At 66.8% G+C, this 25,983-nt stretch carries 27 protein-coding genes and 1 pseudogene; 4 read left to right on the top strand and 24 right to left on the bottom strand.

The features are described 5' to 3' along the window. Positions 1 to 596: 596 nt before the first annotated feature. On the bottom strand, positions 597 to 1,268 hold the full coding sequence (locus tag ACK4HJ_RS18010) for a histidine phosphatase family protein (protein WP_409834111.1): 672 nt from the start codon (positions 1,266 to 1,268) through the stop codon (positions 597 to 599). Between the two features lie 216 nt (positions 1,269 to 1,484). Between ACK4HJ_RS18010 and ACK4HJ_RS18005 the strand changes: the two genes are divergently transcribed. Beyond that, positions 1,485 to 1,814: a DUF2846 domain-containing protein gene (locus ACK4HJ_RS18005; protein ID WP_409834119.1), complete on the top strand. Its 330-nt coding sequence runs from the start codon at positions 1,485 to 1,487 to the stop codon at positions 1,812 to 1,814. A 70-nt stretch (positions 1,815 to 1,884) separates the two neighbouring features. Here ACK4HJ_RS18005 and ACK4HJ_RS18000 read toward each other — a convergent pair whose 3' ends face one another. The 11 genes and pseudogenes from ACK4HJ_RS18000 to ACK4HJ_RS17950 form a co-directional block, all read right to left on the bottom strand. Next, on the bottom strand, positions 1,885 to 2,871 hold the full coding sequence (locus ACK4HJ_RS18000) for a threonine dehydratase (RefSeq protein WP_409834109.1): 987 nt from the start codon (positions 2,869 to 2,871) through the stop codon (positions 1,885 to 1,887). Further along, on the bottom strand, positions 2,868 to 3,509 hold the full coding sequence (locus tag ACK4HJ_RS17995; protein ID WP_409834107.1) for a LysE family translocator: 642 nt from the start codon (positions 3,507 to 3,509) through the stop codon (positions 2,868 to 2,870). Before ACK4HJ_RS17995 ends, ACK4HJ_RS18000 begins: the two co-directional genes overlap by 4 nt. Positions 3,510 to 3,514: 5 nt before the next feature. Next, positions 3,515 to 4,228 carry a VOC family protein gene (locus tag ACK4HJ_RS17990; protein ID WP_409834105.1) on the bottom strand — a complete coding sequence of 238 codons (714 nt, stop codon included), beginning with the start codon at positions 4,226 to 4,228 and terminating at the stop codon, positions 3,515 to 3,517. Continuing rightward, positions 4,225 to 5,100: a PhzF family phenazine biosynthesis protein gene (locus tag ACK4HJ_RS17985; protein ID WP_409834103.1), complete on the bottom strand. Its 876-nt coding sequence runs from the start codon at positions 5,098 to 5,100 to the stop codon at positions 4,225 to 4,227. Before ACK4HJ_RS17985 ends, ACK4HJ_RS17990 begins: the two co-directional genes overlap by 4 nt. Before the next feature lie 212 nt (positions 5,101 to 5,312). Continuing rightward, positions 5,313 to 6,176: a PhzF family phenazine biosynthesis protein gene (locus ACK4HJ_RS17980; RefSeq protein ID WP_409834101.1), complete on the bottom strand. Its 864-nt coding sequence runs from the start codon at positions 6,174 to 6,176 to the stop codon at positions 5,313 to 5,315. Positions 6,177 to 6,182: 6 nt separating this feature from the next. Then, positions 6,183 to 6,812, bottom strand: coding sequence for a glutathione S-transferase (locus ACK4HJ_RS17975; protein ID WP_409834099.1), 630 nt, complete (start codon positions 6,810 to 6,812; stop codon positions 6,183 to 6,185). Positions 6,813 to 6,818: 6 nt separating this feature from the next. Beyond that, entirely contained in the window at positions 6,819 to 8,024 is a 1,206-nt protein-coding gene (locus tag ACK4HJ_RS17970) for a PLP-dependent aminotransferase family protein (RefSeq protein WP_409834097.1), read from the bottom strand. Between the two features lie 68 nt (positions 8,025 to 8,092). Then, positions 8,093 to 8,251: pseudogene (locus tag ACK4HJ_RS17965) on the bottom strand (DHCW motif cupin fold protein); the annotation flags it as partial. Between the two features lie 21 nt (positions 8,252 to 8,272). Continuing rightward, the gene (locus tag ACK4HJ_RS17960; protein WP_409834095.1) at positions 8,273 to 8,686 is read right to left on the bottom strand and encodes a DHCW motif cupin fold protein; all 414 of its coding nucleotides are present in this window, start codon (positions 8,684 to 8,686) and stop codon (positions 8,273 to 8,275) included. Then, positions 8,683 to 9,600, bottom strand: a complete 918-nt coding sequence (locus ACK4HJ_RS17955) for a DMT family transporter (RefSeq protein ID WP_409834093.1) — start codon at positions 9,598 to 9,600, stop codon at positions 8,683 to 8,685. Before ACK4HJ_RS17955 ends, ACK4HJ_RS17960 begins: the two co-directional genes overlap by 4 nt. Then, entirely contained in the window at positions 9,597 to 10,211 is a 615-nt protein-coding gene (locus ACK4HJ_RS17950; protein WP_409834091.1) for a LysE family translocator, read from the bottom strand. Before ACK4HJ_RS17950 ends, ACK4HJ_RS17955 begins: the two co-directional genes overlap by 4 nt. Positions 10,212 to 10,357: 146 nt before the next feature. On the opposite strand from ACK4HJ_RS17950, the gene ACK4HJ_RS17945 reads away from it, so the two are divergent. Next, positions 10,358 to 11,827: a PLP-dependent aminotransferase family protein gene (locus tag ACK4HJ_RS17945; RefSeq protein ID WP_409834089.1), complete on the top strand. Its 1,470-nt coding sequence runs from the start codon at positions 10,358 to 10,360 to the stop codon at positions 11,825 to 11,827. A 306-nt stretch (positions 11,828 to 12,133) separates the two neighbouring features. Here the strand turns inward: ACK4HJ_RS17945 and ACK4HJ_RS17940 are convergent, their stop codons facing one another. The 12 genes from ACK4HJ_RS17940 to ACK4HJ_RS17885 form a co-directional block, all read right to left on the bottom strand. Beyond that, on the bottom strand, positions 12,134 to 13,366 hold the full coding sequence (locus ACK4HJ_RS17940) for an HDOD domain-containing protein (protein ID WP_409834087.1): 1,233 nt from the start codon (positions 13,364 to 13,366) through the stop codon (positions 12,134 to 12,136). Between the two features lie 71 nt (positions 13,367 to 13,437). Beyond that, positions 13,438 to 14,712, bottom strand: coding sequence for a flagellar hook-associated protein FlgL (gene flgL, locus ACK4HJ_RS17935; protein WP_409834085.1), 1,275 nt, complete (start codon positions 14,710 to 14,712; stop codon positions 13,438 to 13,440). Between the two features lie 40 nt (positions 14,713 to 14,752). Next, complete coding sequence (gene flgK / locus ACK4HJ_RS17930; protein WP_409834083.1) at positions 14,753 to 16,681, bottom strand: flagellar hook-associated protein FlgK; 1,929 nt, start codon at positions 16,679 to 16,681, stop codon at positions 14,753 to 14,755. A gap of 16 nt (positions 16,682 to 16,697) precedes the next feature. Then, positions 16,698 to 17,633: a flagellar assembly peptidoglycan hydrolase FlgJ gene (gene flgJ / locus ACK4HJ_RS17925; RefSeq protein WP_409834082.1), complete on the bottom strand. Its 936-nt coding sequence runs from the start codon at positions 17,631 to 17,633 to the stop codon at positions 16,698 to 16,700. A 15-nt stretch (positions 17,634 to 17,648) separates the two neighbouring features. After that, on the bottom strand, positions 17,649 to 18,797 hold the full coding sequence (locus ACK4HJ_RS17920; protein WP_409834080.1) for a flagellar basal body P-ring protein FlgI: 1,149 nt from the start codon (positions 18,795 to 18,797) through the stop codon (positions 17,649 to 17,651). 305 nt (positions 18,798 to 19,102) lie between these two features. After that, positions 19,103 to 19,798, bottom strand: a complete 696-nt coding sequence (locus tag ACK4HJ_RS17915; RefSeq protein ID WP_409834079.1) for a flagellar basal body L-ring protein FlgH — start codon at positions 19,796 to 19,798, stop codon at positions 19,103 to 19,105. A 30-nt stretch (positions 19,799 to 19,828) separates the two neighbouring features. Beyond that, positions 19,829 to 20,611 (bottom strand): flagellar basal-body rod protein FlgG, encoded by a 783-nt coding sequence (flgG, locus tag ACK4HJ_RS17910; RefSeq protein WP_409834077.1) that lies wholly within the window; start codon positions 20,609 to 20,611, stop codon positions 19,829 to 19,831. Positions 20,612 to 20,653: 42 nt separating this feature from the next. Then, positions 20,654 to 21,394, bottom strand: coding sequence for a flagellar basal-body rod protein FlgF (flgF, locus tag ACK4HJ_RS17905; protein WP_409834075.1), 741 nt, complete (start codon positions 21,392 to 21,394; stop codon positions 20,654 to 20,656). Positions 21,395 to 21,501: 107 nt separating this feature from the next. Beyond that, complete coding sequence (gene flgE / locus ACK4HJ_RS17900) at positions 21,502 to 22,782, bottom strand: flagellar hook protein FlgE (protein ID WP_409834073.1); 1,281 nt, start codon at positions 22,780 to 22,782, stop codon at positions 21,502 to 21,504. 92 nt (positions 22,783 to 22,874) lie between these two features. Further along, the gene (locus tag ACK4HJ_RS17895) at positions 22,875 to 23,534 is read right to left on the bottom strand and encodes a flagellar hook assembly protein FlgD (RefSeq protein WP_409834072.1); all 660 of its coding nucleotides are present in this window, start codon (positions 23,532 to 23,534) and stop codon (positions 22,875 to 22,877) included. A 21-nt stretch (positions 23,535 to 23,555) separates the two neighbouring features. Beyond that, positions 23,556 to 23,960 (bottom strand): flagellar basal body rod protein FlgC, encoded by a 405-nt coding sequence (flgC, locus tag ACK4HJ_RS17890; RefSeq protein ID WP_409834070.1) that lies wholly within the window; start codon positions 23,958 to 23,960, stop codon positions 23,556 to 23,558. Between the two features lie 43 nt (positions 23,961 to 24,003). Further along, complete coding sequence (locus tag ACK4HJ_RS17885; protein ID WP_409834067.1) at positions 24,004 to 24,489, bottom strand: flagellar basal body rod protein FlgB; 486 nt, start codon at positions 24,487 to 24,489, stop codon at positions 24,004 to 24,006. A gap of 341 nt (positions 24,490 to 24,830) precedes the next feature. Between ACK4HJ_RS17885 and flgA the strand changes: the two genes are divergently transcribed. Then, positions 24,831 to 25,550: a flagellar basal body P-ring formation chaperone FlgA gene (gene flgA, locus ACK4HJ_RS17880; RefSeq protein WP_409834117.1), complete on the top strand. Its 720-nt coding sequence runs from the start codon at positions 24,831 to 24,833 to the stop codon at positions 25,548 to 25,550. A 93-nt stretch (positions 25,551 to 25,643) separates the two neighbouring features. Then, a complete protein-coding gene (gene flgM / locus ACK4HJ_RS17875; protein ID WP_409834065.1) occupies positions 25,644 to 25,967 on the top strand; it encodes a flagellar biosynthesis anti-sigma factor FlgM in 324 nt (107 codons plus the stop codon). Positions 25,968 to 25,983 lie beyond the last annotated feature (16 nt).

Here is a 25,983-nt window from a genome sequence, read left to right as displayed (position 1 = left end):
CTTGCGCGTGCGCTTGGTGGTGTTGCTCAGGCCCAGGCTGCTTTGCTTCATGTGCCTATTGTCTCGGCTTCAAGCATTCGTCGGCACATGACGCAGGGGATTCGTGAAGAGGGTCCCTAGGGCCACAACGATGATCTGAACACACCAAACGCAAAGAAACCGTTTTGAAGGAGAGCACGCAAGAAGCTTGTGTGATGGGTCAACAGGTCAAACCGGGGTGGGGGCAATCCGATAGGGATCAAGGGCATCAAAGCCCGATGTGCAGACGGGAGCCTCACCCGCGAATGCCATCAGGGCCAGCAGGACGAACACCCTGCACTGACAGGCCGTATGTAAGACTGCAAACCCTTCAGACCTTCACGCCGCCCAAGCTTGCTCTTCTGGAGACGTCCATGTAAGGGGATCCCTAGACCGGCAAAGCCAGGTTCCTAAAGCCAAGGTTTCGCCACAACGACCGCAACTGGCGCGGCCCCACCCCGTGGCAGCCGAGCAAGGGCCGCCCCGCAGCGAGGGCTTCGTCCCCCTTCTCTCGAAGCGCGCCAGCGCTTCGAGAGAAGGGGGAAGGCGCCCACGGCGCCTCAGGGGGATGCCCCTATTCACGCGTGCGTGATCCACTCCAGGTGCGGCGCCTCATTCAAGTGCGGCAGCGTGTTGAAGGTCTGCAGCATCAGCCGCTTGGACGAGATGGAAAACTCCGTCACCGCGCTGTTGCGGATGCGCATGTTCAGCGCAATCGTCACTTCAGGCGCAGTGCCTAGCACCTCGCCCACGGCCGCGGAGATGGGGCCGCCGCTGCTGACCAGCAGCACGTTCTGGCCCGCATGGTGGTGGCGCACATGGTCCAGCACGCCGCGCACGCCGGCCGAAAACTCGTTCCAGCTGGGCATGCCCTGCGGGCTGATGACGCCCGCCATCCACTGCGCCAGGGCATCACACAGGATGCGGAAGTGCGCACGGTAGCGCTCGGGCGTGTCGGCCGGGCCCAGCGGCTGCGGGTGCACGGCGGCGATCAGGGCGTGGCTGTCGTACTCGTTCAGGCCCGGCCAGCGTGTCACCTCCGGCAGGGTCTGCAAGCCTTCGGCAATGCCCGCCAGCGTGTCGGTATGTCGGCGCAGGGTGCCCGTCATCACGGCGTCGAAGACCATACCGCGTGCACGCCAGTATTCGCCCAGGCGCACGGCCTGCTGTCGCCCGCGGGGGCTGAGCACGTCGTAGTCATCCGCGCCAAACGAGGCCTGGCCGTGGCGCACGAGGTAGAGGGTTCCCATGCGCGCATTGTGATGAGCAAGTTGCCTTGCGGTTTGTCACTGGAGCGACTTCGGTGCGGTCTGGGACCGCGTGGTGTTGCTGTGCGGAACGTCTTTCAACACCACCCTTCATATCGCCGCAAACGCTTTTTCTGCCTTTTCGCGTAGCTACAATTTGCGGAGCAAGAGCAATCGGCCGCAGCCAAAGAGTTTCAGCAACAACCACAAGGAAAATACCTGTATCGCAACAGCGTGTTGGGCAAAGCGTTGACCAAGGACCTGCGCATCGACGGCGCGTGCATCGGTACCAGCGCTCCCGATGTGTTCTTCTACACACAAGTCGAAGGCGGCAAGACGCATACCGTCGAAACCGAGTCTGAGTTTTCTCCGAACAAGCTGGAACTTCTGTTCGAGTCGGGCAAGAACTATTTCATCCGCCAGTTCATCAAGATGGTCGTCTTTGTCGGTGGGGCCGATTTGGAGCAGGTGTCTGAAGAACAAGGCAAGATGGACATCGCGAAGCTGGAGCTGGCTGAAGGCGGCAAGTGCCGCCCACCCGTGAAGTAACAAGTGCCCTTTGCCAATAAAAAAGGGGCCTCGCGCCCCTTTTTTTGTTTTTGGCTCTCTTTCCGTCAAATCAAGGAGCTTGCAAGGCGTTTGCGAACACCGGCGCATCGACGTTGCCCCCCGTCAACGCCAGGCCCACGTTCAGGCCCTTCAATCGGTCTTTTTCCTGCAACGCCGCTGCCAGCGCCGCCGCCCCCGCTCCCTCGGCCACGTTGTGTGTGTCGGTGAAGATCGCGCGCATGGCGGCGGCCACCTCGGCGTCGCTCACCTGCACGATGTGGTCGATGTGCGGGGCCAGCACGGCCAGCGCCTCGGCATCGGCGACGCGGCAGGCCATGCCGTCGGCCAGCTGGGTTGTTACCGGGGCTTCGACTACCCGGCCTGCGGCGAGCGAATCGGCATACGTGGTGGCATGGCTGCTGACCACGCCCACCACGCGCACGGGGTGCTGCAGGGCCAGCTTGGCGGCAATGGCCGAGCACGCGCCCGAGCCCTGGCCGATGGGCACGTACACCACATCCAGCTGCGGCACGGCGCGCAAAAACTCCCACCAGTAGGTGGCAACGCCGCGCAGCAGGTCGGGGTGGAAGCTGGGCACCATGTCGGCGCCGCGCTGGGCGGCGAGCTGGATGGCGTGCTCGCGCGCCTCCTGAAAGTCGTCGCCATGTTCGATGAGGGTGACGCCTAAAGCGCGCATGGCCGCGTTCTTCTCCACCGAGTTGCCACGCGGCACGACGATGGTGCAGGCCACGCCGTGGCGACGCGCGGCCCAGCCCATGCTCTGGCCGTGGTTGCCGCGTGTGGCGCTGATCACCTCGGCGGGCATCGCGCCGCGTTGGGCGAGCTGGTCGAAGTAGGTCAGGCCCCCGCGGATCTTGAAAGCGCCCACGGGGGTGTGGTTCTCGTGCTTGAGCCAGCAGTCGGTGCCTAGGCGCTGGCTCAGCAGGCCCCAGCGGTATTGGGGCGTGGCGGCGAAGTCGCGGTACACCACCTCGGCGGCGGCTTCGATGTCGGACAGGGTGGGCAGCAGGGCGGTGGGGTCGAGGCGGGTGTTCACGCGGCGGCTTTCTTTTCGGTGAGGAGGCGCAGGGCGAGCAGACCGAGCACGGTGCCCATGAAGTAGCGCTGCGCGCGCATCCATGCGGCGTTGCGGTTGAGGAACAGCGCCACGCGGGCGGCGCCCAGCACCAGCAGGGCATTGACGGCGGCGCTGGTGCTGATCTGCACGGCGCCCAGTGTCAGGCTTTGCTGCAGCAGCTGGCCGCGCTCGGGGTGCAGGAACTGCGGGAAGAACGACAGGTAGAACATCGCGACCTTGGGATTGAGCAGGTTGGTCATGAAGCCCATGAGGAACAGCGTGCGCGGGCTGTCGTGCGGCAGGTTGCGCGCTTCAAACGGTGCGGCGCCGCCGGGCTTGACGGCCTGCCAGGCCATCCACAGCAGGTAGGCTGCGCCGGCATAGCGGATGGCGTCAAACGCCAGCGGCACGGCAGCCAGCAGCGCGGTGAGGCCCAAGGCCGCCGCCAGCAGGTGCACAACAAAGCCCAGCACCACACCGGCCAGCGAGATGAGTCCGGCGCGCGGCCCCTGGGTGAGACTGCGCGAGACGCAATACACCATGTTGGGGCCCGGCGTAAGCACCAGGACCAGCGCGGCCAGGGCGAAGAGAAGCAGTTCTTGCGGCGAAAACAGCATGGTCGTCAGGCCTGTGCGGTGAAAGATGTGATGGCGACAGGCCCGCGCGGGGTGCTGAGCTGCGCGGTGATGCGGGGCACGCCACCGGCGGCAACGCCCACGCAGCCCGCCACTCCGATGGCATCACACGCCGCCTGCAGCGTGGCGGTCTGCGGGTGCTGCAGGGCCAGGGACTGCAGTTGCACGCCCGACGCGGGCAGGCTGTCGCAGGGATGCACGGCGCCCCACTGGATCAGCGTGGGCAGGCAGCCGTCCATCAGGCGCAGGCCGTCGTCGCGCACGGTGATCTGCCACTCCAGCAGGCCGCTGGGCGTGGGGCGGCTGGCCGTGAGCACGGGGCCGCGGTCGATGTCCAGCGTGGCCAGCGCGGCGCAGCGCTCGGCCACGTCGGGCACGCTGGCCACCCAGTGGATGAGCTGCGGGCCGTGCGTGGCCACCTGCTGCTGCAGGGGGGCGTCATCCATGTCAAACCAGCGCCTGGCGCTTGCTGGACGAGCGCTGGCAGCTCCTGGATTGATAGCAATGACTTCCAGGTAGGCGCGCGGGTGCGCGGGGCTGGACACATTGAAGATGCGGTTGTGCGTGCCCATCAGCGGGTGCTCGCCACCGGCGGTGGGGGTGATGCCGAAGCTGCGCTCGCACCAGGCCACGCCGCTCGCCAGGTCGGCCGCGAGCACGACGAGGTGGTCCACGCAGGGCGCGTGCACTGCGGCGGTCACAACAGCACCTCGCCGGAGACGCAGGTCACGCTGCTGCCGCCCACCCAGATCGTGTCGCCGTCCTGCTGCACATACACGCGCCCCGCCCGGCCCAGGCATGTGCCCTGGGCGGCCACGTACTGCGCGGGGGCCAGGCCCGCGCCGATGAGCCACTGCGCGAGGGCTGCGTTCAGGCTGCCGGTCACAGGATCTTCGGCCAGGCCGTTGTTGCCGGGGAAGAAGGCGCGCACTTCAAAGGCAATCCCTTCGGCGTCCGTGCTGCCGATCACTCCCACTTTTCCGCGCGGGCCGACCACGCCCACATCCAGCTGGCCGAGGATGCTGGCATCGGGCTTGAGCGCGCGCACCTGCTCGGCCGAGCGCAGCATCACGCCGCGCCAGTTGGGGCCGTTGTCGCACCAGGCGTGGTGCAGGATGTCGCTGCGCGCCACGCGCAGGCCCTTCGCAATCAAGGCCACATCTTCTTCGGCCAGCGGGCCGCTTTTGATGAGCGGCGGCGCGGCAAATGCCAGGCGCGCGCCGTCCTGGCGCAGCGTGACCAGGCCCACGCCGCATTCCTGCACCACCTTGCCCGCCGCCTGCGGCTGGCCGCCGGCCTTCAGCCAGGCGTGGCAGCTGCCCAGCGTGGGGTGGCCGGCAAAGGGCAGCTCGCGCCCAGGACAGAAGATGCGCACGCGGTAGTCGGCCCCGGTGGCACGGCCCTCGGGCGTGGGGGGCAGCACGAAGGTGGCTTCGGACAGGTTGGTCCAGTTCGTGAACTCCTGCATGGCTTCGATGGACAGGCCCGTGCCGTCCAGCACCACTGCCAGCGGGTTGCCGCGGTAGGGCTGGTCGGTGAAGACGTCGACTTGCTGGAAAGGGCGTTGGTGCATGGGCGATTTCATCCTTCGCAAGGGCCGCATGTCAAAAACTGGCGCGGCGCAGACCAGTGCACCCGTGGAACTGGCTTTGCCAGGCCCCCGGGTGCGCCCCCCTTGGGGCTGATGCTTGAGGTTCCGAGCCTGCCTGCGCAGGCTCGGACAGGCCGAAGAGGCCGCGCCTCTGGCGCGAGCCACCGAGCCTTAGCCGCTTGTATCTCAGGGGGTCATAGAAGTACTTTTCCTTCGATGCAGGTGACGGCCTGGCCGCCCACCCAGATCTGGTGATGCTCGTCCTGGCGCACATGCACGCGCCCGGCACGGCCCAGGCATTCGCCCTGGGCCACCAGGTAGCGCTTGGGAGCCAGGCCGTCGGCGATCAGCCATTCGGCCAGGCTGGCGTTCAGGGTGCCGGTGACCGGGTCTTCAGGGTTGCCCATGGGGGCCGCAAAAGCGCGCACCACCACGCCGGGCCGGTGGGTGTCGGTGGCGGCGGGGCCCACATGGATCACGCCCACGTCCTGGCCCAAATCCTTCAGGCGCGCATGGTCGGGGTGCAGGCTGAGCACGGTGTCGGCGCTGTCCAGCAGCAGGCCCAGCCAGACGGGTCCGTTGTCCAGCAGCTGCGCGCCCAAAATCTGCTGCGGGCGCAGGCCCAGGGCGCTGGCAATCAGCGGTACCAGTGCCGGGCTGGGCGCGCTGCGTTTGAGTGGCGGCGCGGCAAAAGCCAGCGTGCCGTCGGCTTGTGCAATGCGCACCAGGCCCAGCGCGCATTCCTGAATCACCATGCCAGTTTGCTGCGGCGTATTGCCCGCCTGCAGCCACGCGTGGCACGTGCCAAGGGTGGGGTGGCCTGCGAAGGGCAGCTCGCCGTTGGGGCTGAAGATGCGCAGGCGGTAGTCGGCGCCCGCGGCGCGCCCCGCCTCAGTGGGCGGCAGCAGAAAGGTGGTTTCCGACAGGTTGGTCCAGGCCGCAAAGCGGCGCATGTCGCTGTCGCTGAGGTCCTGCGCGTCCAGCACCACGGCCACGGGGTTGCCGTAGCCGGGGCGGTCGCTGAACACATCAATCTGCTTGAAGGGGCGCTGGTGCATGGCTGCTCAGGAAAGGTGTAAGTCGAGCACGCCCCGGGCGCCGGGGCGCGAACTGACCGCGTTGTACCACCGCTCCAGGTGCGGCCGTGCGGGGCGCTCCTGCGGCAAGCCCCACCAGCGGTGGATTTCGCAGCCCAAGGGAATGTCGGCCATGGTGAAACGCTCGCCCGCCATGTAGGGCTGGCGCGCCAGATGGGCGTCCAGCATCGCCATCAAAGGTTCGGTGGCGGCCACGGAGGCGGCGATCAGCGCGTCGTTGCGCTGTGCTGCGGGCGTGCGAATCCACTGGATGAAGGCATCGCGCCCGGCCGGGTTCAGTGTGGTCTGCTGCCAGTCCATCCACTGCTCGGCCACAAAGCGGGCGGGCAGGGCTTCGGGGTACAGCTCGCCCGGTGCATGGCGCGCGCACAGATAGCGCACGATGGCGTTGGACTCCCACAGCACGGTGCCCGTCTGGTCGTCCTCGATCAGCGGCACCAGGCCGTTGGGGTTGAGGCCCAAGTAGCGCGGCTCGCGCACGATGCCGAACTGGCCGCCCGCGTCGGTGCGCTGCACCGACGACAGGCCCAGCTCTTGCACGGCCCACACCACCTTGCGGACGTTGATGGACGACAGGCGTCCCCAGATCCTCAGCATGCCGTGTCAGCCCTTGTGCTCACGGATAGCGGTAGCGAGGGCCGCGATGCCAGTGGCGATTTGCTCGGCCGTCGATGTGACAAACGACAGGCGCAGCGTGCGTGGGTCGGCGTTGTCGGCGTAGAAGGCCGCGCCGGGCACAAAGGCCACATTGCGCTCCACCGCTTTGGGCAGCAGGTCGATGGCGCTCATGCCTTCGGGCAGGCGTACCCACAGGAACATGCCGCCGTCAGGGCGGTTCCACTCCACACCCAGCCCCTGCATTTCCTTGGACAGGGCGGCCAGCATCGACTCGCACTGCTGCTTGTACAGCGCGCGGATGGTGGGCACGTGGCGGTCCAGGAAGTTGCCCTTCATCACCTCGGCCACCAGGCGCTGGTTGTAGCCGGGCGTGTGCAGGTCGGCCGCCTGCTTGGCCTGCAACAGCTTGGGGTACACGGCCTTGGGCGCCACGATGAAGCCCAGACGCAGCCCAGGGGCCAGTACCTTGGAGAACGAGCCCATGTAGATGCAGCCCTCGGGGTTGCGGGCCGTGAGCGGTGCGGGCGGCGGGTTGTCAAACCACAGGTCGCCATAGGGGTTGTCTTCCACCAGCGGCAGGTTCAGCTCGGCTGCGGCCTGCACCAATGCCGCGCGGCGGGCTTCGCTCATGGTGCGGCCCGTGGGGTTCTGGAAGTTGGGCAGCACGTACAAAAAGCGCGCCTTGTTGGCGCCCGTGCCCACCTTGGCGCGCAGGTCGTCCACCAGCACGCCCTCGTTGTCGCTGTCCACGGCCACCACGGCAGGTTCCATGGGCGTGAAGGCCTGCAGCGCGCCCAGGTAGGTGGGCGTTTCCACCAGCACGCGGCTGTCCGTGTCGATGAGCACCTTGGCGATCAGGTCCAGCGCCTGCTGCGATCCGGTGGTGATGAGGATCTGGTCGGGGTTCACATCCCAGGGCAGGAAGTCGGCAATCGCCTGGCGCAGCGGGCCGTAGCCTTCGCTGGCCGCGTACTGCAGGGCCGCAGCGCCATCGTTGGCCAGCACGGCGGCCGAGGCTTCGGCAAAGGCCGAGACCGGGAAAGTCTTGGGCGAAGGCAGGCCGCCGGCCAGGCTGATGATGCCGGGCTTTTCGGTGACCTTGAGGATTTCGCGGATGACCGAGGGGTTCATGCGCTCGGCGCGGCGCGCCAGGGTCCAGGTGCTGGTCTGTGGGAGGTCGTTCAGTTTCACTCTTGCTCTCCTGCGGGCCGCGGTCAGATGTGCGCGCCCATGTTGCTAAATCGTCGCCAGAAAATCCGTCAATCCACGATGAACAGCGTGGCCCCGTTCGGCGCGGTGGAACGGTGGGGTTCCGCATTGTCGGCCACCTGGTAGCTCATGCCCGGGGTCAGCGTGAATGTGCGGCCGTCCGCCAGCTCGGTATGAAGTTCGCCGCTCATACAGAGCAGCACATGGCCTAGAGCCTGTTTGCGGTCTTTTCATAGTGCCCGTTGCCCCGCAAAAGCGGCAGGTGCTAGGCGACCACCGCAGCCGGGCCGGTGGCCCGGCGAGGACGGGCAACGCAGCGGATGCCGCTTTTGCGGGGCAACCCTTCGGGCAAGGCAGCACAAGGCCGCACTCAGCGTTGCGCACCTTGCCCAGGCATCCAGCCTGGGCGGCGGCACGCGCCTTGATTGCAGCCTTGTGCTGCCTTGCGGGCACCATGAAAAGACCGTAAACAGGCTCTTGCACCAGTGGTCTGAAACGTAGCCGGGCGTGGACTCCACCATCCGCACGCGCACCTCGCCAAACTGCTGGGTGCGCCAGAAGGCCTGGCCGGCCTGCGCGCTTTTCTCCTCGCGCGGGACCTGGGCCCAGTCGGTGGTGCCAAAAGAAAATTGTTCCAGCTTCATGCAGGGTTACCAGCAGGTCGGATAGGCATCTTCTTGCCCAGGTACACAGTGGCGATCACAGCCAGGGCGAAAACCAGTGTGGTGGCGTCCAGCCGCTCGCCCACGAGCGGCACGGCAAACAGCAGGCTCAGAAAGGGCTGCACCAGCTGGATCTGGCTCACCCGCACGGCGCCCAGGGCCAACGCGCGGTACCAGGCAAAGAAACCGATCCACATCGAAAACAGCGCCACGTAGGCAAAGCCCATCCAGGCCATGGCGCCGATTGCCCCGGGCGTGGCCGGCGCAAACCACCAGGCCACGGGCAGAGTGAGCGGCAGGCAACAGGCCAGCACCCAGCAGATCACCTGCTCGGCGCCGAGGCTCGGAGTGAGCCGCGCGCCGCCGATGTATCCGAAGGCGCCCGTGGTCATGGCAATCAGCAAATAGATGTTGGCCGCGCCCAGGTAGAGGCCGCCCGCGCGCCAGGCCATGAAGCCCAGCACCAGGCCGCTGCCCAGCACGGCACACGCCCAAAAACCCGCCGAAGGCCGCTGGCGATACCACAGCGCGCCCAGTACCGCCGTGGACAACGGCAGCAGCGCCGTGACCACCGCGCCGTGCGTGCTGGGCACGTACCGCAGCGCGAGCGCCAGGAACAACGGAAAACCCACGATCACGCCGAAAGCGGTGACGCCCAGCAGCGGCCACTGCGTGCGGCCGGGCACGTTCAGCCGCCCCTGGCTGCACTGCCACGCGAGGTATCCGGCAGACAGCAGCCCCGCCACCGCCGCACGGCCGAAAGTGACGAACCAGGGCGAGAGCTGCGGCGCTTCCACCGGGCCCACGGCCAGCCGCGTCATCGGCAGCGTGGCGGCGAACAGGGCCACGCCCACCAGGCCCCAGACCAGGGCTTCGCGTTCCTGTGCCGGGTTCATAGCGTGAGCATCCACACGGCCGTCGCCACCAGCACCAAAGCCAGCGCACGGTTGAACCACAGCAGGCGGCGGCCCTGGGCCAGCCACTGGCGCAGCAACGAGCCCACGAGCGCATACACAAAATTGCTGGTGAACGCGAACGCCATCATCACGGCGCAAATGATGGCCAGCCGCTCGCCCGGGTTGGCCGCAGGCTGGCCAGCGGCGTTGACCACCCAGCCCGCGCTGAGCGTGAGCGCCAGCATCCACGCCTTGATGTTCACGAACTGCAGGGCCACGCCCTGCCAGAAGGTCACGTTCAGGCGGCTACCGTCCACTTCGGTCAGCTGTCCGGCGCGGCTGAGCTTGAACGCCAGCCACAGCATGTAGGCAACGCCCGCCAGCGTCACGCCCCAGCGCAGCGCGGGCACACCGGTGATGAGCGCCCCGAGGCCCAGCCCGCTGGCGAGCATGAGCAGCGTCCAGCCAGTGGGCACCGCCAGGCAAAAGCGCAGCGCGCGTTGGAGGCCCAGGTTGGCGGCCAGCGCGGTGGACAGCGTCGTGTTGGGCCCCGGCGAAAAACTCATCGCAGTGCAGAACAACAGCAGGGCGGTGAGTTCGGCGGCGCTCATGGGGGTGCGGTGGGGTGGTGAAAGCAGGTGGTGTTGTGTCTCGCTGCACTTCAATGTAATCTTGGTCGCCAGTACACAATCAATACAGTTTGGCATAGCAGTTGCGCATCTGTATTGGTCGCGATGGCAGTACACCGGGACTCACCATGCTGATGAAAACCTCTTCCCAGTCGCTCACCGAGCAGCTGTCCGCCCGCTTTGCGGAGCGCATCCGCAACCGCCTGCTGGCACCTGGCGCGCGGCTGCCATCGGTGCGGCAGTGCGCGCTGCAGCACGACGTGAGCCCGTCTACCGTAGTGGCAGCGTACGACCAGCTGCTGGCCCAGGGGCTGGTGGAAGCGCGCAAGAACCGCGGCTTTTTCGTGCGCGAGGCCGCGCCGCCCGGCGTCCCCGTGCCCGACACCGTGGACGTGGCCGCCATGGAGGCGGCAGGCAGCCGGTGGAGCACGGCCCACTGGTTTGCCGCCCGGGGCGCGGCGCGCGGCGCCCCGCCAGTGAATGCCACGGCACTCATCCGCGGCATGTTCCACAAGATCAGCGACAAGCCCCAGCCCGGCATGGGCGTGTTTCCCTCCGACTGGCTGGAGTCCACCTTCATGCCCGCCGCCGTGCGCAAGGTGACCAGCACACGGGCGCTGCAGGACTTCTCGCTGCAGTACGGCGAACCGCTGGGCGACGCGGGCCTGCGCCGCAGCCTGTCCAAGAAGCTGGCCACGCTTAACGTGCATGCAGCGCCCGAGCAGATCATCACCACGGTGGGGGCCACGCACGCGCTCGATATCGTGAGCCGCACGCTGCTGCGCCCGGGCGACCCGGTCATGGTGGAGGAGCCCGGCTGGGCCGTGGAGTTTGCGCGGCTGGCAGCCCTGGGCATGCACATCCTGCCCGTGCCGCGCCGCGCGGACGGGCCGGACCTGGAGGTCATGGCCCGGTACTGCGAGGTGCACAAGCCCAAGCTCTACGTGAGCGTGAGCGTGTTCCACAACCCCACGGGCTACTGCCTCTCGCCCGGCAGCGCGCACCGCATCCTGCAGCTGGCCAACCAGCACAACTTCCATGTGGTGGAAGACGACACCTACAGCCACATCGCGCCTGAGCACGCCACGCGCCTTACCGCGCTGGACGGCCTTTCTCGCACCATCTACGTGAGCGGCTTCGCCAAGATCCTCGCGCCCAACTGGCGCATCGGCTACCTGGCCGCCCACCCCGCCCTCATCGAGCAGCTGCTGGACACAAAGTTGCTGGCCACGCTGACTACGCCCGCGTTGCTCGAAAAAGCGCTGGCCCTGTGCATCGAACAAGGCCAGCTGCGCCGCCATGCCGAGCGCATCCGCACCCGGCTCGACGCCGCCCGTGCGCGCAGCGTGAAGCTGGCGCTCTCCGCTGACTGCAGCTTTGCGGCCGAGCCCGTGGGCCTGTTTGGCTGGGTGGATACGGGCGTGGACACCGACGCGCTGGCGCAGCGCATGCTGGACGAGGGCTACCTGCTCGCGCCCGGCGCGCTGTTCCACGCCGAGCGCAAGCCCAGCACGCTCATGCGCATCAACTTTGCGACCACGCAGGATGCAGCGTTCTGGCGCGTGTTCCAGCGTGTGCGCGCGGAGCAAGGGCGTTAGCCCAAAGCTATAAAATTGATAGCGATCAGCGCTTTATGGATAAGCGCTAGGAGCCTGTCGGACTTGGAGCGTCGAAAACGAAAATTGGCCCCAGCGAGGAGACCGCTGACGGTGAAAAGATCGGGAAGTGGGCCTGGAAGCCGCTGTTCAGTTTTTGCCGGATTTGCAGCCCCATAGCCCAGCTATGGGGCAAAAAGACGGTGTTCTCGAAGAGCGGCGTAGCCAAAAATGGACCGCTGCGGTCAATTTGCAGCCGACGACTTCCAAGTCCGACAGGCTCCTAGAGGCTAAAAAGGCTTGAAAAATTCAAGCCTTGCGTTCCACCTCCAGGTCCGCCAGCACGCGCAGCAGGGCGCGGTTGACGTCCTCCAGCACCATCTCATGCGTCTCGCACAGCTGGCGGATGGCACTGGCGTCGTCCGTCTCCAGCGCGCAGGCCATCTGCAGGCCGCTGGCGTAGGGGCCGGTTCCCAGCACGGTGGCGTCGTAGATGCGTTCGGACAGCGGCAGGCGGCGCAGGATGGTTCCCAGCGGCTCGCCCAGCAACTCGTCCAGGCGCGACAGCAGGCCGCACAGGTAGATCTCGCGGCGCAGGTCGTTCTCGATGCCTGCATCCAGCAGGTGGGCCATCAGGTCGGCGCGTATCACCATGCTCTCGCGCACAGGTTGCATGTTGGGGTCGGTGCTGGCGTGCGGCAGCTGGTCGGACAGCCAGCGCTTGATGGAGCCATAGCCCATCATCACCAGCCCCCGCCGCAGCGAATCGATGCCGGTGCGCAGCCCCAGCGCCGCCGAGTTGGTGTAGACCATGAAGCGGTAAGCCAGCAAAGGGTCCTCGCCCATGATGGCCTCAAACGTCTCCAGAGACTCTTCCGCGTCGATGGACTTCATGAGCTTGAAGATCACCTCGTGCGAGGGCTGCTGCGGCGTGTGGCGCATGCTGTAGAGCACGTCTTCTGCGGGCCAGCCGGCCAGTGCCAGGGCGTTGTGCTGGTCCAGGCAATGCTCCATCAGCGCGCGGCTGGCAATGCCTTCGTACATCTGGCCTGCCAGCACGGGGCTGGCAGGGCGCGCGGCATGGGCCGGGGCGCCGGGCCGGGTGGGCGCGGTCTTGAGGGCCGCCACGGCCGCCTCGGGGCTCAGCGTCAGCAGACTGTTGTCAAAGCAGCGCGCAATGTCGGCCTCGGGCAGCTTGGTGATCTCGCCGCGCCAGACGAGCTTGAGCCCGCGCTGGTGCGCCAATTTGACGCGGGTGTAGATGGCCGAGTCGGACAGCCATTCGCCGCGCACCTCGATCCACGGCGAGCCGCGCGGTGCGTGCTCCAGAAAGTCGCACAGCAGCTGGCGCGATTGGGCCGAGATGAGCAAAGGGGGGGAGCTGGCCGACCACAGCTCCTGCAGGGTGCGCAGCAGGTGGCCGGCATCGACGACGGCGGCGGATTCGTTGTGGGCGTAAAGCTGGATCGCGGCCAGCTTGCGGGCACGGTTCCACAGGGGGCGGTAGCCGAGTATCAGGCTGCCAAGAACGGATTGGACCATGTGCTCTCAGGCAAGGTAACGGGGCCTGCTCCCGGAAGGGCTTTGTTGTCTCTTCCGCCCGCGAGCAGGCACTAGCCGATGAAATTGAACAGGGACATCTTCTGGACCATGGCGTAGGACTTGAGGGCTGCCTCGTACCCTACCTGCTGGTTCTGAAAGTCCGAAATCCCTTTCATCATATCGAGATCCTCGGCCCGCGAACGGTCCTCCTCCAGCTGGATGGCGCGCTTGTCCAGGTCCCCTTCGATGCGGTCCGCGCGGTTGAGCAGGTCGCCCGCAAAGCCGCGGGATCCGTTGAGCCGGTTCATGGCCGCATCGATCTCGGCCAGGCCGCGGTTGATGGCGTGCGTGAGCGGGCCTGAGGCCGTGCTGCCGTCGGGGTTGGAGCCGTTGCGCACGGCGGCGATCACGTTGTCCAGCACCTGGAATACGTTGGACTGGGTGTTGGGGTCTGCGCTGTTGCGGATCACCGTGAACTCGTCGCCCGGGGCCGGCGCCCCACCGATGCCGATGGAAATGCCGTCGAACGCGATGGTGAACGGCGTGGACGTGGCCGACGTGGGCAGTGTGAACGGCTGCGGGCCGCTGGGCAGCACCGAGGTCATCGTGGCGCTGTCCAGCACGTCGTAGGTGGGTGCGGCGGCTGTGCCGCCGATGGTGATCACGTACTGGTCCACCGTGCTGGCGGCAAACGCCGTGGGGTCGGTCACCTGGCCCACCGTGGCCCAGGCCTTGCCCTGGTTGGCGGCGTTGATGTCCACCGTGAACACGCCGTTGCCCGTGGGCACGTCCATCCAAGCGGCCATGCCGTCCAGCACGCTGGCGATGCTGGTGGAGCCGCTGGCACCCTGGCCCGGCAGGCCGGCAAAACCGAACAGCGGGTTGGGGCCGGTGAAGGGCATTTCCGCGCTGCCCAGGCCCTGAAACAGCGGGATGCCGTTGGAGTCCTTGCGGTTGGCGTAGCTCAGGATCTGGTCGCGCAGGCTCACCAGCTGCTGGGCGATCGCATTGCGTTCCGTCTGGGTGTAGGTGCCATTGCCGGCGTTCACCACCAGCGCACGGAACTCCTGTATGGCATCGCCCGCCTGGCCGAGCGTGGACTCGGCCAGCGCCATGGTGTTGCGCTGGTTGCCCAGGGCGCGCACGTCCGTGTCGTTGCGCGCCAGGCGGTTGAGCGCGCGCTCGGCCTGGGCGGCAGCCACGGGGTCGTCGCTGGCGCGCACGACACGCTTGCCGGAGGTCAGGTTTTCCTGCAGGTTGGACAAGCCCGTCTGGCGCGATGCGAGGTTGCGCAAGGCGTTGTCGAACATGTTGGCCGTGCTGACGCGGTAGAAATTGCTGCTCATGGTGTTCTCCTGCGCGGGCGGTGCTTCTGGCGCTCAGCGCTCAGCGGCCCAGGCCCTGGATCAGCGAATCAAAAATGCTCTGCGCGATCTGGATCATCTTGGCCGATGCCTGGTAGGCCTGCTGGTATTGGATCAGCTTTGCGGCCTCTTCGTCCAGGTTCACGCCCGAGATGGCGGTGCGGTCCCGCTCCAGGTTGGCGGCGATGGTGTTTGACAGCTCGGCTGCAAACGTGGCGCTCTGGGTGCGTGTGCCCACCTGGGCGATGGCACCTGCATACCCGTCGCTCATCGTCGCGTTGTCGAACATCTTCACGTCGCGCAGGCCCATCAGTGCGTTGGCATTGCCCGCGTTGCGTGTGTAGTAGTCGCCGTATTGCGCGTCGGTGGCATTGCCCACCGTCACGGTGTCGCCGGTGTTGGGCGTGCCCTGCAGCGTAATCTCCCACCCGTCGATGTTGATGGGCTGGCCGGGCGTGTAGGGCCCGGTGGAGCCCGAAGGCGGTGTGGTCGAGCCCGTGACCGTGTACGTGAGCGGCGGCCCCGCGGCAAACGAAAGCTGCACGCCTGTGGGGGGCGGCAAGGTCAGCGCCGGGTTGCCCGTGGCCCGCAGGTTCACCAGCTGCAGGGATCCGCCGTTGGTGCTGCCCATGGCCGCGTTGATGGGGTTGGCAGCAGCCAGGTCGCGCGGCGAATACACCAGCGCCTTGATGTTGGCCGCAGCGGTGCTGAAGGGCTTGAACAGCATGCGCTCGCCCGGCACACCGGCCGTGGTGAGGTTGAAGTTGAGCCCGTCGATCTCCAGCGTGGCCAGGTTGGCAATGTCGGTGAACGCGGTGGCCTTGCCGTCGGACAGGCGCACCACCTGGCCGGCCGTGCCGGTGGTAAAGCGGATTTCGTAGTCCGATGCGGAAAACTGCGTGGGGTTGGCAAAACTCACCGATCCCACGGCCCCGCCGCTGGTCATGCCCGGCATGCTGGTGGGCAGCGCGAACAGGTCAGTGCCCAGCTGGCCGTCCAGCGTCAGGCCCAGCTTGTGCTGCTCGTTCATCGTCATGCCGATGGCCATGGCCATGCGGCCGAGCAGGTTGCGGCCCTCGGCCAGGTCGTTGTTGTTGAAGCGCAGCAGGCCCGACACCGAGCCTCCGCCCAGCGTGTTCTCGTCGATCTCGATCGGCGTGGCGCCGGGGCGGTTGAAGAACAGCTTGAGCTGCCCGCTGCCCGGGAACGCGCTCGCATCCCCCACCGACAGGGCTGTGGCCGTGGTGCCCAGCACCAGGGGCTGGCTGCCGGCCACGAACAGGCCAATCGTGCCGTCGTCCGCCGGGATCTGCGTGGTCTGCACGTACTTGTTGATGTCGCGGATCAGCTGGTCCCGCTGGTCCAGCAGGTCGTTGGGGCTTTGGCCGTTACCGCGTGCGCGGGCAATCTGCTCGTTCACGCCGGCAATCTGCTGCGCCAGGCTGTTCACCGCCGTCATGCTGCTGGCCAGCTGCTCGGTGATGCTGTACTGAATCTCCTGCAGCTGCTCTGCGGACGACCGCATGCGTGCAGCGGTCTCGTCCATGCGCGTGAGGACCACGTTGCGCGCCGTGATGTCGGTGGGCGAACTCACCACATCGGCAAACGCGTTCATCATGTCGTTGATGGCGGCGCCCAGCCCGGCCGTGCCGCCGCTGAAGATCTCCTGCAGCTGCTTCAGGCGTTCCGCCCGCACGATGTCGGCCGCCTGCACCGATCCGGCCGTGGCCGCCTGGCGCGTGAGCAGCTCGCTCTGGTTGCGCAGGATGGTGTTCACATCCACACCCTGGCCGATGTAGCCGCCGCCAGTGAATTGGCCCTGCACCGTCTGCAGCTGCACCGTCTGGCGCGAATAGCCGGGGGTGTTGACGTTGGCAATGTTGTGGCCTGCGGTCTGCAGGGCCACCTGGTTGGCCAGCAGGGCGCGGGCGCCGACGTTGAGCAGGCTCATGGCTTACCTCGCGTTTTCATGCCTGAGCAGCACGTTGGGTGCGCAGCACGCTGTTGATGGCGCCCGTGAGCTTCTTTGCGTACTCCGGGTCGGTGGCGTAGCCGGCCTTTTGCAGGGCCGAGGCATAGGCCATGGCCGAGCCGGACTGGGCGACGGACTCGGCCTTCTCGTAGCGCGGGCTTTCCTTGATGAGGCGCGCATAGTCGCGGAAAGACTCTTCATACGAGTCGTAGGCGCGGAACTTGGCGGTCACCTTCTGGGGCTTGCCGTTGATGTATTCGGTGGTGGTGATCTCGGCCACCTTGCCCGTCCAGCCCTTGCCGGCCTTGATGCCGAACAGGTTGTACGAGGTGGTCCCGTCCTTGTGGCGGATCTCGCTCTTGCCCCAGCCGGTTTCGTGGCCGGCCTGGCCCAGCATGAAGCTGGCGGGAATGCCGCTTTCTTGCGCAACGCGGTCGGCGGTGCCGGTGAGGTGCTGCACAAAACCCTCGCGGCCCTTGGGCACGGGGGCGGTGGTGCTGGCGCCGCTGGTGGCAGCGTCTGGCGCCGTGCTGCGCGGCAGGTTGAAGCGCCGCTCCAGGCTCAGGGTCGAAGGCACGGAAAACTCTGCATCGGCCGCGCCGCCCATCTGGCGCGAGAGCTGGCGCGCGATCGCTTCAGACAACCCGCCCTGCAAACCCGACATGCTGACCGACAGCTGCTGGTCCAGCAGGTCCTGGCCCAGGTTGGCCTGCTCGCCATCCATCAGGCCGGACTTCATCGTGGCCTCGCGCATGCTCTTGATCAGCTCGCGCATGAAGAGCGATTCGAACTGCTTGGCCGCCTCGCGCGTGACTTGGGCGCTGTTGGCCGTGCCCGCCTCGAATTTGAGCGCGTTCAGCGAGCGGATGTCCACCGCCAGCGCGTTCTGCGTGCTGGCGGTGGGGGACGAAGAGGGCAGGTTGATGGCCATGGGTGCGCCTCCCGGTCAGATCACTTCCAGCTCGGCGTTGAGCGCGCCGGCCGCCTTGATGGCCTGCAGGATGGCCAGCAGGTCGCCCGGTGTGGCGCCCAGCGAATTGAGGGCGCGCACCACGTCCGCCAGCTGGGGCGAAGGCGGCATCTGGATCACGTTGCCGGGCTCCTGGTTGATGGTGATCTCGCTCTTTTGCGTGACCACCGTCTGCCCTTGCGACAGCGGGTTGGGCTGGCTGATGACGGGGGTGGAGCTGATGGTGATGGACAGGTTGCCGTGTGCGATGGCGCAGGGGCCCAGCGTGACAGCCTGGTTCAGCACCACCGACCCGGTGCGGGCGTTGATGACCACCTTGGCAGAGGGCGCAGTGAATTCCAGTGGCAGCTCTTCCAGGTCGGCAATGAAGCCCACGCGCGCACCGGGGTCCATGGGCGCGCGCACCTGCACCGTGCGGCCGTCCAGCGCGGTAGCCAGGCCGTTGCCCAGCTTGCCGTTGATGGCCTGGGCCACGCGGCGCGCGGTTTGAAAATCAGAGGCATTGAGCCCGAGGGTGATGGTGTCGCCTTCGTTCAGCGGCGTGGGCACGGCGCGCTCCACCTGCGCGCCCTGCGGAATGCGGCCGGCGCTCAAGTGGTTGATCTGCACCTTGCTGCCGCCTGCCGAGGCGCCCGCACCGCCCACGACCATGTTGCCCTGGGCCAGGGCGTAGATCTCGCCGTCGGCGCCGCGCAGCGGCGTGGCGATCAGCGTGCCGCCCTTGAGCGACTTGGCATTGCCCATGGACGACACGTTCACGTCGATCATCTGGCCGGGCTGCGCAAAGGCCGGCAACTGTGCCGTGACGATGACGGCCGCCACGTTCTTGAGCTGCAGCTGCCCCGCCGCGGCCGGCGGCAGGCTGATCCCCATCTGCTGCAGATAGTTGGCCATGGCCTGCGTGGTGTAGGGCATTTGCGTTGTCTGGTCGCCCGTTCCGTCCAGCCCCACCACCAAGCCGTAGCCCGTGAGCTGGTTGGTGCGCACACCCTGCACGGCGGCCACTTCCTTGATGCGCAAGGCGTGAGCGGGCGCAGCCGAGGCGACGGCGGCCACCATCACCACCAGCGGCAGCCACAGGGCGCGTAAATGGCGTTGGAATGAGGTGGGAGACAGGGCTTTCATGCCACCGATTGTGGGCGGCCCCGCGCAGAACTAAAACCCAAAAAGAAGCCGGTTCACCGGCTTTTTGCGGCACTCGCGCAGCGTGCCAAGGGAGAGAAGAGAATTTGAATAAAAACAGCCTCCAGCGCTTGATGGATAAGCGCTGAAAGCTATCATTTTTGATGGCGGCACTGCCGTCGCACAGGCGCGGCCCCAGCGAGGGCAGCCGCGCAAGGGCCACCCCGCCGCGCTGGCTGCGTCCCCCTCCCGTAGCGCGCAGCGCGTAGAGAGAGGGGAAGGCGCGAAGCGCCTCAGGGTGGGCCTCTCTAGAACGGCGTGATGGTGTTGAAGAACCGCCCCATCCACCCCATCACCTGCGCCTCGTTCTGCGCGCCGCGGCCGCGCGACTCGACGCGCACGTTGGCCACCTGGGTGGACGCGATGATGCTGCCCGGCTGCAGCGCGCGCGGGTCGATGGTGCCCGAGAAGCGCAGCACGTCCACGTTCTGGTTGACGCCGATCTGCTTTTCGCCTGCCACGATCAGGTGGCCGTTGGGCAGCACGTCGACCACGGTGGCGGTGATGGAGCCCTGGAAGGTGTTGGCGCTTTCGGTGCCGCCCTTGCCAGCAAAAGTGTTGCCGGAGTTGGCGCCCACGCCCAGCTTGTCGGTGAAGGTTTTGCTGGTGAAGGGCAGGGCGCTCACGCCTGCGGAGATTTCGGACGTGCGGTCCACGGTGGACGAAGACTTCTGGCTGGCCGTCACGTTCTCGATGATCTGGATCGTGACGCTGTCGCCCACCAGGCGCGCGCGGCGGTCTTCAAACGCGGGCCGGTAGCTGGCGGTGTGGAACAGGCCACCAGTCACGGGTGGCGGTGTGCGCGGCGCGGCGGCCAGGGGCGGCGGCGTGGTGGGCAGAATGTCCACCGGCGGCGGTGGCGACAGGCTGGCGCAGCCTGCGCTGATGATGGCGGCGCCCAGCACCGTGGTGTGGACGCACAGGCGGCGAATCAATGTCTTCATGGCAGTCACCCTGGGATTGCGCGGTGGTGGTTACAGCTGTGCCAGCTTGGCCAGCATCTGGTCGGAGGTCTGAATGGCCTTGGAATTCATCTCGTACGCGCGCTGCGTCTGGATCATGGTCACCAGCTCTTCCACCACGTTCACGTTGGACGATTCCAGAAAACCCTGGCGGATGTATCCCAGGCCGTTGGTGCCCGGCGTGCCCTGCTGCGGCTGGCCCGACGCGGCCGATTCCTTGAACAGGTTCTGGCCAATCGGCTCCAGCCCCGCGTTGTTGACAAAGCTGGACATGGCCAGATTGCCCAGCGGCTGGGGCTGCGTGTTGCCGGGCACGATGGCGGACACCGCGCCTTCGGTGCTGATGCTGATGCTGGTGGCATTGGCCGGCACCGTGATGCCGTTGGCCACGGGCAGGCCGCTGGAGGTGACCATGCGGCCCTGCGCGTCGATCTGGAACGAGCCGTCGCGCGTGTAGCCGATGGTGCCGTCGGGCAGCGTAACTTCAAAAAAGCCGTTGCCGTTGATGGCCACGTCCAGGCTGTTCTTCGACTCCTGCAGGCTGCCCTGCACAAAGTTGCGGCTGGTGGCCACGGTGCGCACGCCCAGGCCCAGGTGCAGGCCGGTGGGCAACTGGTTCTGCTCGTCGTTGTTGGCGCCCACCTGGCGCAGGTTCTGGTAGATCAGGTCTTCAAACACCGCGTTGTTGCGCTTGAAGCCGGTGGTGGACACGTTGGCCAGGTTGTGCGAGATGACGTCGAGCTGCGTCTGCTGGGCGGACATGCCGGTCTTGGCGATCCAGAGGGAATTGATCATGGTGCTTCTTCCTTGAGGCGGTGGCGCTGCGGATGCTCGGGGTTAGCCGTTCAGGCTCAGCAGCTGGCTGGCGGCCTTGTCGGCGGTTTCGGCGGTCTGCAGCAGCTTGATCTGCTGCTCGAACTGGCGGGACGCGGCGATCATGCCCACCATGCATTCCACCGGGTTCACGTTGGAGCCTTCGACGGCGCCGGCCAGCATGCGGGCGTTGGCGTCGTTGGGAATCGGGTCGCCCGAGGCAGTGCGGAACAGGCCGTCGTCGCCGCGCTTGAGCGGGTCTTCCGCCGTGGGCGTGGCCAGCTTGATGCGGCCCACGGGCTGCGCGGCCTGGCCGGGCACCTTGGCGGTCACTGTGCCGTCCGAGCCCAGGCTGATCTCTGCGCCCGGCGGCACGTCGATGGGCGCGCCGCCGTCCGACAGCACCGGCAGGCCGGTGGGCGTGAGCAGTTGGCCCTGGGCCGACACTTCAAAGATGCCGGCGCGGGTGTACGCCTCGGTGCCGTCCAGCCCCTGCACGGCAAACCAGGCATTGCCCATGGCCATGGCATCCAGGTTGCGGCCGGTGCGCTGCACGGGGCCGGGGGTGTTCACGTGGCCGGAAGTGGCCTCCAGCGCAAACACGCGGGTCTTGGCGCCGTCGCCCTGAATGGGCACCGAGCGGAACGTGGACATCTCGGCCCGGAAGCCGTTGGTGGACACGTTGGCCAGGTTGTTGGACAGCACGGCCTGCCGGTGCGCGGCCGCGCTCGCGCCGGTCATCGAGGTGTAGATGATGCGGTCCATGGCAGGTTACTCCGTGTGCTTCTGTTTTGATAGCTGATAGCGCTTGATGGATAAGCGCTAGAGGCTGTTTTTGGTTGAAATCAATGCGTGATCTGGTGCGTGGCCGATCAGCGCAGATTCACCAGGGTGGACATCACCTGGTCCTGCGTCTTGATGGTCTGCGCATTGGCCTGGTAGGCGCGCTGGGCGGTCATCATGTTGACCAGCTCGGCCGTCAGGTCCACGTTGGAGTCTTCCAGCGCACCCGAGCGCAGCGAGCCGAAGTTGCCGTCGGTGGCAGCGCCCACCACGGGCTGGCCGGACTCGAACGTCGCGGCCCAGTTGTTGCCGCCGATGGAGGCCAGGCCCTGCGTGTTGCGGAAGCTCGACAGCGCCAGCTGCCCCTCGGCGCGCGTCACGCCGTTGGAGTAGCGGGTCATGATCATCCCGTTGTTCTCGACGTTGATGCCCGTCAGCTCGCCGGCCGTGTAGCCGTCCTGGCTGAGGTTGGACACCGCGAACTTGGTGCCGAACTGCGTCACGCCGCTCAGGTTGATCTCCACGTCGTAGTCGGGCAGGTTGTTGGGGTTGGGCGGCGTGGGGCTCACCGTCAGTGGCAGCGAGAAGCCGGTGGCCGGCGGTGCGGCCACGGGGCCGGTGATGGCGCCGTTGTTGTCAAAGGTGATCTGGCCGATGGGCGTGGCCACCACGGGGGGCACGGCCAGCGGGTCGTCGAGCTGGTCGTACACGTCCCACGTGTTGTCGGTCGCGGTCTTCTGGAAGTACAGGTTCACCGGCTTGGCCACGCCCTGGCTGTCGTACACGTTGATCGACGTGCCATAGGTGGCGCGCGGCGTGGCGGGCACGGGCGGGGTGGCGGCAGGGTCGCCTGCGGCATCGGTGGCGCGGGCGTCCAGGTTGAACGACGCGGTGATCGTGGTGGTCTGCCGGGCCGGAATGGGCTCGGTGGTGGGGAACACCATGGGAATGGGGTTGGTGCCCGTGCGCAGGCCCGTGTTGGGGTCCACCGGGTAGCCCATCACCTTGGCGTTGTCGTTGGTGATCATGTTGCCCACCTTGTCCAGCTTGAAGTTGCCGGCGCGGGTATAGGCCGAGGTGCCGTCGGGCATCAGCAGCGTGAAGAAGCCGTTGCCGTTGATGGCCACATCCAGGCTGTTGCCGGTGATGGTGAGGTTGCCCTGCGAGAACTGCTGGGCCACGTCCGCCACTTCCACGCCAATCCCGGCATTGATGCCGCCGGACGAGCCGATGGCCGAGGCCACCATCTCGGCAAACTCGGCGCGCGAGGCCTTGAAGCCGACGGTGTTCGCGTTGGCGATGTTGTGGCCAATCACGTCCAGGTTCTTGCTGGATGCGTTCAGGCCCGAAAGGCCTTGCTGGAAGCTCATGGTGTTCTCCTAGGGAAGCGAGAGGGGTGCGGGGTGTGCAGGGGGGGTGTGAAAAAAACAAAGGGGTGCGGTGCAGCGGCCGTGCGGTGTGCTTACAGGACAGCCTTGACCTTGTCGTAGGTCACCGTGCCGCCACCAGCCAGGTCCAGCGTCAGCTGCCCGCCGCTGCTGCCCGTGCCCGTGACGCGCGACTGCACGAGCGGCGTGCTTTCCACCGCCACGCCCTTGCTGTTGAGCGCGGTGACCTTGAAGCGCAGGTCGCTGGTGCTGCCGGCGTATTTGCTGGCGTCCCATTCGAAGCTGTGGCGGCCGGCGGTCTTTGTGTCCAGGTCCAGCGTGCCCACCAGCTGGCCGCCGGCGGTCAGGATCTCGACCTTCACATCCGCGGCCGCGCCGCTCAGCTCGAACATGCCGCTGCCAACGCCTTCGTCCACGGACAGCTTGTCGCCTTCGGTCACCACATCGCGCCCGATCATCGAGGCACCCTGCAGCATCTGCATGGAATTGAACTGCTCTGCAATGCCCAGCATGGTGTAGTTGAGTTGCTGGATGCCGGTGACGGTGTTGATCTGCGCGATCTGCGAGGTCATCTGCGCGTTGTCCAGCGGGTTCATCGGGTCCTGGTTCGTGAGCTGGGCTACAAGCAGCTTGAGGAACCGGTCCTGCGCGCCCTCGGCGTCGCTGGCCGAGTTGGTCTTGGAGGCCGACGTGTCGGTGGTGGTGGTCGTGTTGTTGCTGACGCCGTAGATCATGGTGGCACCTGGTGTGACTGTTTACTGGCCCATCTGCAGGGTCTTGAGTAACAAGGTCTTGGCCGTGTTCATGACCTCGACGTTGTTCTGGTACGAGCGCGAGGCCGAGATCATGTTGACCATCTCCTCCACCGCGTTCACGTTGGAATGGTTGACATAACCCTCGGCATCGGCGGACGGGTGGCTGGGGTCGTGCACGCGGCGGCCGGGCACATTGCTTTCGGTCACGCCGCTCACGCGCACGCCCGCGGAGCTGTCGGCGCCCATCGGCTCCGTCTGAAAAACGACCTGCCGCGCCTTGTACGCCTGGCCGTCCGGCCCGGCCACGGCATCCACGTTGGCCAGATTGCTGGCCACCACGTTGAGCCGCTGCGACTGCGCGCTGATGGCGCTGCCGGACACGTTGAAGATGGAGAACATGGACATCGCGGGTCTCGCTTTCTTTCTTTTCTCAGTCTGCGCGGGCGGCTTACTGGCCCTGGATGGCGCTGAGCATGGTCTTGGCGTTGCCGTTGATGAAGCGAAGCGTGGCTTCGTAGCGCACGGCGTTGTCGGCAAAGGCGGCGCGTTCGCGGTTCATGTCCACCGAGTTGTCGTCCAGCGAGGGCTGCGTCTGCACGGCATAGCCCAGCGTGCCGCGAGCATCCAGGGCGGAGCCGCCACTGCGCGTGACGGGTACGGGGATGTGGCGTGGGTCGGTGGCACCGGCCGTGCCCACCACGCCCGACAGCACCTGGCGTGTGACGCCGGAGATAGTGCTGCCGGAGGCGGCATCGGCCCCCGCACTGCGGGTGGCGGTGGCTTCGCTCAGCGCGTCGCTGAACTTAAAGTCGCGGGCCACATAGCCCGGCGTGTCGGCGTTGGCGATGTTGCTGGCGATGGCGCGCTGGCGCTCGGCCCGCAGAATCAGTGCGGTGCCGTGGAAGTCCAGCCGGTTGGTCATCTTGTCGAGCATGGGGGCCTCACGCCGTGGGTTGCAAGGGCGCCGGTGTCTCGCTTGCAGGCGGTTTCCGGCGTGGCTCGATTATGGAAATCGCGGCATTTTTCTAAAGCGCGAAGAACGCGGAAATGGGTGCGCAGTTTTGGGCTTTGCCCGGCGGCCGACTGCCTATAGTTCCAGGGGTCGAATGGCATCTGCCCTGCCCGTTGACATGCCCGTCCCTCCCAATCCTTGCCCGGTGGCAGCCGGGATGCGTGCCCTGGAGGCCAGCCATGCGCCATCGTTTTTCCTCTGTTCTTTCTGCATTGCGCTCGCCGCACATTGCGGGCGCCCCGCATTGGGTGGTGCACGCGCGCATGTTGCGCAGTGCGCTTGCGCTGCTGGCCCTGGGTGCCGCCGCGCTGGCGGGCCCGGCCGCAGCCCAAGATGCCGCGGCCGACCCGGCTGCGGACCTCGCCCCCATCACCCAGCGCTGGCTGGACGATGCCGTTGCCCGCAACCAGACTGCAGGCATGCCGCTGCGCATGGAGGTGAGCGTGGGCAACCTGGACCCGCGCCTGCGCCTGGCGCCCTGCGCGCGGGTGGAGCCTTACCTGCCCGTGGGCGCGCGCCTGTGGGGCCGCACCCGGCTGGGCCTGCGCTGCGTGCAGGGCGCAACGGCCTGGAACGTGTTCTTGCCCGTGACCGTCAAGGCGTATGGCCCGGCCTGGGTGCTGACCAGCAACGTGGCGCCGGGCGCGGTGCTCACGGCCAACGACGCCACCGAGTCCGAGGTGGACTGGGCGGCAGACACCAATGCCGTGGTGGCCAACCCCGAGCAGTGGGTGGGGCAGGTCGCATCGCGCCAGCTGGTGGCGGGGCAGGCGCTGCGCCAGAACATGGTGCGCGCACCCCAGCTATTCCGCGCCGGCGCCCAGGTCAAGGTGGTGGCGCAGGGGCCAGGTTATGCCGTCACGGCCGCCGGACAGGCGCTGGCAGCAGCGGGTGCTGGAGAAACTGTGCGCATCCGCATGAACAATGGCCGAATCATTGCTGGAATTGTGGGTGCCGATGGAACAGTAGAGGTCGCACTTTGATGACGCAGCCACGATAAATGGCTAAAGTCGCCGGCAAATGCGTCGAAAACATTGCTACTGTGCCCCACATGATGCGGGGCAATGGAGAGAGCGATGAAGATAGGTCAAAAACCGGAACTCCCGGCCGCGCTGGCACAAACCGGGCAGGCAAAGCCCGCCAAAAGCCCAGTTGCAGCCCGCGCTGAAGGAGCCGCCAAGGACGCCGTGGCCGCGTCGGCCGCCGGTGTGCCTGTCACGGTTTCCAGCTCCGTCCGGGGGCTTGACCAAGCTACCCGCACTTCAGGCGATTTCGATGCCGGCAAGGTCAAGGCCGTGCGCACCGCAATTGAAAACGGCACGTTCTCGGTGGATGCCGACGCCATTGCCGACAAGATGCTGTCCAACGCCCAGGAGATCCTGGCCCGCTCGCGCGGTTGAACCCGTCCTTTTCTCG

The organism is Acidovorax sp. (assembly GCF_046294525.1).
Classification (GTDB): Bacteria; Pseudomonadota; Gammaproteobacteria; order Burkholderiales; family Burkholderiaceae_C; genus Acidovorax.
Note: the sequence above shows the minus strand (reverse complement) of the source record. Positions and strands in the feature narration are given on the sequence as shown.

Bases quoted from the DNA above. Each gene is read 5' to 3' on its own strand.
- ACK4HJ_RS18010 (WP_409834111.1), bottom strand. From the start codon at position 1,268: ATGGGAACCCTCTACCTCGTGCGCCACGGCCAGGCCTCGTTTGGCGCG.
- ACK4HJ_RS17995 (WP_409834107.1), bottom strand. From the start codon at position 3,509: ATGCTGTTTTCGCCGCAAGAACTGCTTCTCTTCGCCCTGGCCGCGCTG.
- ACK4HJ_RS17985 (WP_409834103.1), bottom strand. From the start codon at position 5,100: ATGCACCAACGCCCTTTCCAGCAAGTCGACGTCTTCACCGACCAGCCC.
- ACK4HJ_RS17980 (WP_409834101.1), bottom strand. From the start codon at position 6,176: ATGCACCAGCGCCCCTTCAAGCAGATTGATGTGTTCAGCGACCGCCCC.
- ACK4HJ_RS17975 (WP_409834099.1), bottom strand. From the start codon at position 6,812: ATGCTGAGGATCTGGGGACGCCTGTCGTCCATCAACGTCCGCAAGGTG.
- ACK4HJ_RS17960 (WP_409834095.1), bottom strand. From the start codon at position 8,686: ATGAAGCTGGAACAATTTTCTTTTGGCACCACCGACTGGGCCCAGGTC.
- ACK4HJ_RS17955 (WP_409834093.1), bottom strand. From the start codon at position 9,600: ATGAACCCGGCACAGGAACGCGAAGCCCTGGTCTGGGGCCTGGTGGGC.
- ACK4HJ_RS17950 (WP_409834091.1), bottom strand. From the start codon at position 10,211: ATGAGCGCCGCCGAACTCACCGCCCTGCTGTTGTTCTGCACTGCGATG.
- ACK4HJ_RS17945 (WP_409834089.1), top strand. From the start codon at position 10,358: ATGCTGATGAAAACCTCTTCCCAGTCGCTCACCGAGCAGCTGTCCGCC.
- ACK4HJ_RS17940 (WP_409834087.1), bottom strand. From the start codon at position 13,366: ATGGTCCAATCCGTTCTTGGCAGCCTGATACTCGGCTACCGCCCCCTG.
- flgL (WP_409834085.1), bottom strand. From the start codon at position 14,712: ATGAGCAGCAATTTCTACCGCGTCAGCACGGCCAACATGTTCGACAAC.
- flgK (WP_409834083.1), bottom strand. From the start codon at position 16,681: ATGAGCCTGCTCAACGTCGGCGCCCGCGCCCTGCTGGCCAACCAGGTG.
- flgJ (WP_409834082.1), bottom strand. From the start codon at position 17,633: ATGGCCATCAACCTGCCCTCTTCGTCCCCCACCGCCAGCACGCAGAAC.
- ACK4HJ_RS17920 (WP_409834080.1), bottom strand. From the start codon at position 18,797: ATGAAAGCCCTGTCTCCCACCTCATTCCAACGCCATTTACGCGCCCTG.
- ACK4HJ_RS17915 (WP_409834079.1), bottom strand. From the start codon at position 19,798: ATGAAGACATTGATTCGCCGCCTGTGCGTCCACACCACGGTGCTGGGC.
- flgG (WP_409834077.1), bottom strand. From the start codon at position 20,611: ATGATCAATTCCCTCTGGATCGCCAAGACCGGCATGTCCGCCCAGCAG.
- flgF (WP_409834075.1), bottom strand. From the start codon at position 21,394: ATGGACCGCATCATCTACACCTCGATGACCGGCGCGAGCGCGGCCGCG.
- flgE (WP_409834073.1), bottom strand. From the start codon at position 22,782: ATGAGCTTCCAGCAAGGCCTTTCGGGCCTGAACGCATCCAGCAAGAAC.
- ACK4HJ_RS17895 (WP_409834072.1), bottom strand. From the start codon at position 23,534: ATGATCTACGGCGTCAGCAACAACACGACCACCACCACCGACACGTCG.
- flgC (WP_409834070.1), bottom strand. From the start codon at position 23,960: ATGTCCATGTTCTCCATCTTCAACGTGTCCGGCAGCGCCATCAGCGCG.
- ACK4HJ_RS17885 (WP_409834067.1), bottom strand. From the start codon at position 24,489: ATGCTCGACAAGATGACCAACCGGCTGGACTTCCACGGCACCGCACTG.
- flgA (WP_409834117.1), top strand. From the start codon at position 24,831: ATGTTGCGCAGTGCGCTTGCGCTGCTGGCCCTGGGTGCCGCCGCGCTG.
- flgM (WP_409834065.1), top strand. From the start codon at position 25,644: ATGAAGATAGGTCAAAAACCGGAACTCCCGGCCGCGCTGGCACAAACC.